Source organism: Arthrobacter sp. TB 26 (genome assembly GCF_000427315.1).
GTDB lineage: Bacteria > Actinomycetota > Actinomycetes > Actinomycetales > Micrococcaceae > Arthrobacter.
In genome coordinates, this window is record NZ_AUPJ01000532.1 from 1 (window position 1) to 7,000 (window position 7,000).

At 66.0% G+C, this 7,000-nt stretch carries 6 protein-coding genes; 3 read left to right on the forward strand and 3 right to left on the reverse strand.

Translation table 11 applies throughout. The features are described from left to right. Positions 1 to 248: 248 nt before the first annotated feature. Positions 249 to 1,046 carry a DeoR/GlpR family DNA-binding transcription regulator gene (locus K789_RS0120890; protein ID WP_024368448.1) on the forward strand — a complete coding sequence of 266 codons (798 nt, stop codon included), beginning with the start codon at positions 249 to 251 and terminating at the stop codon, positions 1,044 to 1,046. Between the two features lie 122 nt (positions 1,047 to 1,168). Here K789_RS0120890 and K789_RS0120895 read toward each other — a convergent pair whose 3' ends face one another. Beyond that, a complete protein-coding gene (locus K789_RS0120895; RefSeq protein WP_024368449.1) occupies positions 1,169 to 1,900 on the reverse strand; it encodes an ABC transporter ATP-binding protein in 732 nt (243 codons plus the stop codon). 77 nt (positions 1,901 to 1,977) lie between these two features. Next, the gene (locus K789_RS0120900; RefSeq protein WP_024368450.1) at positions 1,978 to 3,111 is read right to left on the reverse strand and encodes an ABC transporter permease; all 1,134 of its coding nucleotides are present in this window, start codon (positions 3,109 to 3,111) and stop codon (positions 1,978 to 1,980) included. A gap of 510 nt (positions 3,112 to 3,621) precedes the next feature. On the opposite strand from K789_RS0120900, the gene K789_RS0120905 reads away from it, so the two are divergent. Further along, positions 3,622 to 5,031: an NAD(P)-binding domain-containing protein gene (locus K789_RS0120905; RefSeq protein ID WP_024368451.1), complete on the forward strand. Its 1,410-nt coding sequence runs from the start codon at positions 3,622 to 3,624 to the stop codon at positions 5,029 to 5,031. A 211-nt stretch (positions 5,032 to 5,242) separates the two neighbouring features. After that, a complete protein-coding gene (locus K789_RS0120910; protein WP_024368452.1) occupies positions 5,243 to 6,490 on the forward strand; it encodes an MFS transporter in 1,248 nt (415 codons plus the stop codon). 81 nt (positions 6,491 to 6,571) lie between these two features. Here K789_RS0120910 and K789_RS0120915 read toward each other — a convergent pair. Then, positions 6,572 to 7,000: LysR substrate-binding domain-containing protein (locus K789_RS0120915; protein ID WP_024368453.1), on the reverse strand; the 429-nt coding region annotated here is incomplete at its 5' end.

The following is a 7,000-nucleotide window of genomic DNA, read 5'->3' on the forward strand; positions in this document are numbered from 1 at the left end:
CGGGCCGCTCGGCGGTGCCGGCGTCGTCAAAATAGAGGATCTCGCGGCCGTCGGCCAGCCGGGTCATCGTGGTTCGCGTCATGTTTCAGTTGTACACGACAAAACATTTTCAAACAATAGAGCACAAATTGAAGCAGAATGCGTGTGTGTTTGGTGTGCGCAGAAGTTAGGATGGGCAGGAAGGAACCCGGACAGTCGCCGTCGTCCGCTCCCCCACTTTCCCGCGAGCACGCCACGAAGGACGCAGAATGCTAGCCGCAGCCCGCCATTCGGCCATCATCGCCGAGGTCCAGCGCGAGCGGATTGTCCGCGTCGCGGACCTCGCGCAGATGCTGGGCGTGTCCCTCATGACGGTCCGGCGGGATATCGAAGCCCTCGATGCCGCCGGCGCCGTGGAGAAGATCCACGGCGGGGCCAAGCTGCCCGGCGGGGTGAGCACCCACGAGCCCGGCTTCGAGCTGAAGGTGACGCAACTGCAGGACGAGAAGATGGCGATTGCGCAGGAGGCAGCCGCCCAGGTCCGTGAGGGCATGGCCGTGGGGCTCAGTGCGGGAACCACCACCTGGGCGCTGGCGCAACTGCTCTCCGCCGGCCCCCGGATCACCGTCGTCACCAATTCGGTGCGCGTCGCCGACGTGTTTCACCAGAGTTCATCGCCGTCCACCGTAATCCTCACCGGCGGCGAGCGCACGCCCTCCGATGCCCTGGTGGGGCCGCTGGCCACCTCGGCCCTCAAGCAGCTGCACCTGGATGTGCTGTTCCTGGGCGTCCACGGCGTGGATGCCAACGCGGGGTTTACGACTCCGAACGTGCTGGAGGCCGAAACGGACCGGGCCTTCGTGGCTGCGGCCCGCCGGGTGGTGGTGCTGGCCGATCACACCAAGTGGGGCACCTTCGGCATCAGCACCATCGCAGCCCTGGAGGAGGCCGACGAGCTGATCAGCGACGAGGGGCTGCCCGGCGAGGCCCGGCGGATCCTCAGTGATCGAGTGGGGCGGTTGCGGCTGGCAGGCGGCGGAGCCGGTTCGGCCTCCGACGCCGGATAGCCGCACCGGTCGCGCCATCGCCCGCTTGTCTTGCGGGTCCCTGTCACCGGGCCTGATGCCGTGACCGTGGTGGGGGACGGGTCGACCGGTTGTTGGCGGGGTCAATTGATGGGTCGTTGGTATCAGACGGTCGTCAGCACGGGGGCGTTGAGCTTGCCGTCGCGCATGGTGGCGACCGAATCGGTCAGCGGGACGAATTCGGTGTCGTGGGTCACCATGACCGTGGCGACCATGAAGTCGTCGGTGACCCGGCGCAGGAGCCGGACGATGGAGTCGCTGCGTTCGTGGTCCAGGGCCGCTGTTGGTTCGTCCACGAGCAGGACCTTGGGATCGCCCATGAGGGCCCGGGCGATATTGACCCGCTGGCGCTGGCCGCCGGAGAGCTGGTGCGGGCGTTTGTCCGCGCTGGAGCTGAGTCCGACGACGTCGAGCAGTTCCGCGGCTTTGGCCCGTGCGGCTTTGACGGACTTTCCGCGCAGGTGGTCGCCGATGATGAGCTGTTCGGCGGCAGTCAGGGAGGCGAGCAGGTTGGGCTGCTGGAAGATGATGCCGATCTTCTCCCGCCGCAGCGCGGTGAGGTCCCTGTCGCCGAGCCCGGTGGCGTCGGTGCCGTCGATGACCACCAGGCCATGGGTGGGGCGGACGAGGGTGGCGGCTGCGGCCAGGAGACTGGATTTTCCGGAACCTGACGGGCCGACGAGGGAGACCATCTGGCCCGCCTGCACGGTGAGGTTCACGGCGTCCAGGGCTTTGATGGTCCCGTCCCCGTCCGGGTATTCGAGGGTGACGTTGACGAGGTTCAGGGGGCCGCGGGCGGAGGACCGTGGGTCGAGAGGGCTGGGGGTGGAGGACATGGAGTTGCTGCCTTTCGGAAAGTTCTGGGGGCGGATCGGTGACCCGGCTGCCGGCGGGCCGGCTGGCCGCGGAGGGTCTAGTTCCCGCCGAGGGCGATGAGCGCGTCGACCTTGGTGACGCGGCGGACGGCCAGGGCCGCTCCTGCCAGGCCCAAGGCGATGATTCCGAGGATGGGCAGGAGTGTTGTTGCGGGGTTGACCAGGAAGGGGGCTGCCTGGGCTGCGAAAAATCCGCCGAGGACGCCGATCCCGCCGCCGACTCCGGCCCCGGCCAGCAGGACGATCGCGGCCTGGGTGATGGCGTCGCGCAGGACGTAACTGCCGGATGCCCCCATGGCTTTCAGGACCGCGATATCGCGGGTCCGCTGGACGGTCCAGACGGTCAGGAAAGCCACGATGACCAGTGCAGAGATGCCGTAAAGGAAAGCCTGCATCAGCGTCAAGGAGCCGTTCTCGCTCTTGTAGGAGCCCAGCGCCTGGAAGGATCCGGTGCGCGAGGCGCTCACGGTGTGGGCTGCGATGTTCGCGGCGGCCTCGTCCACCGCGGCTCCGTCCTTGTAGGTGATGACGGCGACGGTTCCGAGCTGCTCCGGGTCCGTGAGGTGGGCCAATGTGGACCAGGTGGGAAGCGCGGTCCAGACGACGCTGGTGTGGGAGTACCACTGGTCCTCCACCACGGCGCTGACGGTCAGGTCGTTCCCGCCGACGCTGGCCCTGTCCCCTGTCTTCAGGGACAGCGCTTTGGCCACGGTCTTGCCGATCACGACGGTACCGGCCGTTACCCGGGACGGCGCAAGCTGGCCATCCGGTGCTACACCGAAGACGGCGACATTGGTGGTGCCGGTGCCTGTCCCGGTATCCGAAGCCACGGCCTGGAAGCGGGTCTGGCTGATGCCCAGGGCCTCGGCGTTTTGGACGCCGGCCCGGTTCTTCCAGCTGTCGAGCTGCGTGGCGGTGATTTCGCTTTCGGTAAAGGAGGCCTTCGGCTCATTGGTGCCCGGGGCCCCAAAGACAATGCTGTCCGCCGCTTTGGAGGCGACCCCGCTGCCGTTGCCGGCGCCGAGTTTGTCAATGGCCGACGTCGACTGGTCACCCAACCCGGCCGTCAGACCCGAGAGCATGACGAGCAGCAGGGTGATCAGGGCGACCACGCCGCCCATCAGGGCGAACCGGCCCTTGGCAAAGCGGATATCGCGGATAGCAAGAAACACGTTTGTTCTTCTTTCAGTGGGTGAAGTGCGGCCGAAAGGCTCCTACATCCACTCTCCCGCGCACGGGGCCCGGCGCCATCGCGCAGTTGGCTGATCCGCGGCGGAAGAATGGCTGACCCCCGGGTCAACCATTCGGTTGATGCCGCCTGCCTCGCGATCCACCGGCCACGGTTCTGCGCCACCCCACTTTGACTTATCCACAGCCCGGATGAGCATAATGCAAGAGGACCGCCGACCTTATTGGATCGTAGGCGGACCGCTCGGAACAGTTATGCAGGACCCTTTCCTGCTGACAACAGACACCCATGGCCCTTTCTCCCGTTGCAGGCACAGGCTCGCAGGGATTGATTATCGAGGCCCGGCGCGCAGCCGCGCCGGCAGTGTCATTGAAGAAGTCGTTAACCGCCGTGCGCCTTGCGCCGCCTGCGGGACGGCAGGTTCGCCTCACGGCCACCTTGTGCATTCCGGGCGTCGAATCTGATGGAGAAGATCCAACGAACAGGAGTAGGCATGTCAATGCGAGTAGGAATCATCGGGGCTGGCCCCAGCGGCATGGCACAGCTACGGGCGTTTGAGTCGGCACGGCAGGCCGGAGCCAGCATCCCGGCGATCACGTGCTTCGAAAAGCAGGGCGACTGGGGTGGCCAGTGGAACAACAGCTGGCGGATCGGTCTGGATGCCTTCGGCGAGCCCGTCCACAGCAGCATGTACCGCCATTTGTGGTCCAACGGCCCTAAGGAGTGCCTGGAGTTCGCGGATTACACTTTCGATGAGCATTTCGGCCGGGCGATCTCGTCCTATCCCCCGCGCGAGGTCCTCTTCGATTACATCAAGGGCCGGGTGGAGAAATCCGATGTGCGCAAGTACGTGCGCTTCAACACGGCGGCCCGCTGGGTCTCGTATGACGAACAGGCGCAGGAATTCACCGTAACCGTCGAGGATCTGGTCACCGAGACCACCGAGACGCACGTCTTCGACAAGCTGGTGGTCTCCACCGGCCACTTCTCCTTCCCCAATGTCCCCGAGTTTGAGGGCATTGGGGGCTTCCCGGGCGAGGTGTTGCATGCACACGATTTCCGCGGCGCCGAACGGTTCGCTGGCCAGAACATCCTGCTGATCGGCAGCAGCTACTCCGCCGAGGACATCGGCATGCAGACACACAAGATGGGGGCGAAGTCCGTAACGTTCAGTTACCGCAGCGCACCGATGGGCTTCGACTGGCCCGAGACCGCGACGGAACGTCCCTTGGTGACACGTTTCGAGGGCAGCACAGCGCATTTCAGCGACGGCTCGACCGGAGACTTCGACGCCGTCGTCCTGTGCACGGGTTATCAGCACAAGTACCCGTTCCTGCCGAGTGGGTTGTCGCTGAAGTCGCGCAACGTGCTCTACCCGGACCGCCTCTACAAGGGCGTGGTGTGGCAGGACAACCCGAACCTGTTCTATCTCGGCGCGCAGGACCAGTACTACACCTTCAACATGTTCGACGCCCAGGCGTGGTTCGCCCGCGATGTGATGCTTGGCCGCATCGAGTTGCCGGCCGCCGCGGAGCAGGCAGCGGACGTCGCAGTCTGGCTGGAACGTCAGGCCGCCCTGGCGGACCACGATGCCGAGGCGGACTTCCAGACGGACTATCTGCGCGAACTCATTGCGCTGACGAACTACCCGGAGTTCGATCTGGACACCGTTTCCGAGCTGTTCAAGCAGTGGATGCGCGACAAACAGGACAACATCCTCGGCTACCGGGACAACGTGCACCGCTCGGTGATGACCGGCACGATGGCTGCGCGGCACCACACGCGCTGGCTCAATGCCATGGATGACAGCCTGTCCCGTTACCTGCAGGGGCCGTCGGAGAATGTGGACACCGGAGCCCTCACTGCCCTGACCGCGGCGACCCCCGCGGGAGAGCACCGGTAGGCTCCAAAACTTCCGCGTGAAGCAGGGACTATCCAAAGAGGACGACGGCGGGAACCTCCCGCCGTCGTCCTCCTCGCTCATAGACACCATCTATGAAACGGGCGATCTTTATCTATTGGACTTGTGGCGGGGGTCTCATCAGACTTGGGGTGATAACAACTTCCGCCGGACATCGTCATGTCCGGCTGTGTAGACCAAGGACGTTCACACTATGCACACTCAACGAAAATGGGTCGTCATTCTCTGTTGGCTCACTGTCGTCTTCGAAGGTTTCGACCTCGTTGCTTTGGGCGCCTCCATCCCCACCCTGCTGGACACGAAACACGCGGGCATTGACCCGGCCGGAGCCACCTTCGTGGCCGCGATTTCCCTTGTCGGCGTCGGGATCGGCGCGGCCCTGATCGGCCCAATCTCTGACCGCTTCGGCCGGCGGCTGCCCCTGATTATCTGCGTGGCACTCTTCTCCGTCTTCACCCTGCTGTTCCCGCTGATGCCGAATGTGGGCCTGATGGGCATCCTGCGGCTCCTCGCCGGCCTTGGCCTGGGTGGCTGCATGCCGGTCGCCGTGACCGCCATGCAGGAAGCCGCTTCCAGCAATGGCAAAGCGCACTCCAGCACTCTGACCATGACCGGTTACCACGTCGGCGCCGTCGCCGCGTCGCTGATCGCCCTGCTGGTCGGCCGGCACTGGGAATGGCTCTTCTATGCGGGCGGCATCCTCGGTCTCCTCGCCGTCCCCCTCATGTGGGCCAAGCTGCCGGAAACGTCCCCTGTCGCCGCAGCCTCGAAGACTGCCGGTGCGCCCGCGCCGACGGTCCGCATCGGCAGCCTGCTGCGTCGGCCGTATCTGCGCATCACGCTGGGACTCTGGGTTGCAGCCTTCATGGGCCTCATGCTGGTCTACGGCCTGAACACCTGGCTGCCGCAGCTGATGCGGGGCGCCGGCTACAACGTCGCCGACTCCCTGGTCCTGCTCCTTGTGCTGAATGTCGGCGCCGTCGCCGGCCTGCTGGTCGGCGGCCGGGTCGCCGACCGCCGCGGAGTCAAGGGCACGACGATGTTCTGGTTCGCGGCCGCTGCCGTGCTGCTGGCCCTGCTGAGCATCAAGATGGACAACCAGGTGGTGCTCAACGGCGTCGTTTTCGTCACCGGTTTCTTCGTGTTCTGCGCCCAGGTGCTGGTCTACGGTTTCGTCGGTTACCTGTACCCCCGCCACATCGTCGCCTCCGGCATGGGCTTCGTCTCCGCCGTCGGCCGCCTCGGAGCGATCTCGGGTCCATGGATCACAGGCGTGCTGGTGGTTGCCGGCATCGCGTATCCCTTCAGCTTCTACGTCTTCGCGGCAGCGGCGCTGCTCGGCGTCGCGGCAGTGGCTGTCATCCCGAAGGTCAAGCCCGGCGCCCCGGAGGTTACGGAGGGCTCCTCCCCCACGGCCGCCAGGCCTGCGGGCGTCGTCTAGGGCCCGGGCCCGGACAACCCCATGGGCCACGGTTCGGTGCCCGGACCCGCCAGACGGGACCGGGCGCCGTCGCCAGCTGCCTTACCCGCCCGGCTCGACCAGCGCCCCGGCCACGAGATCCAGGAACCAGGCTGCGGCGCCGGTGGAAGAGACGGCGGCGTCCCAGTACAGGGTCACCTCGAACTGGGGCATATCGAACGGCAGCTCACGGATGGCAACGGGCCACCGCTCCGCCATTCTGGTGGCCATCTGCCGCGGCAGGATGGCCACCATGCCGCAGCCCACCACCACCTCGGCAAGCGCGGTGAAGTGCGGAACCCGCAGCGCAATGGTCCGGTCCACCTGCTGCGCCCGGATGGCCTGCTCCACCTGGTCGTGGCCCGCGGCCGGGTCCATGGCCACATGCTTCAGGGCCAGGAAATCTTTCCAGCCGATGCGCGACTCCGGTGCCGCCGCATCCTGTGGCAGCACACAAACGTAGCGGTCGTCGGCCACGATGGTGCGGCGGCC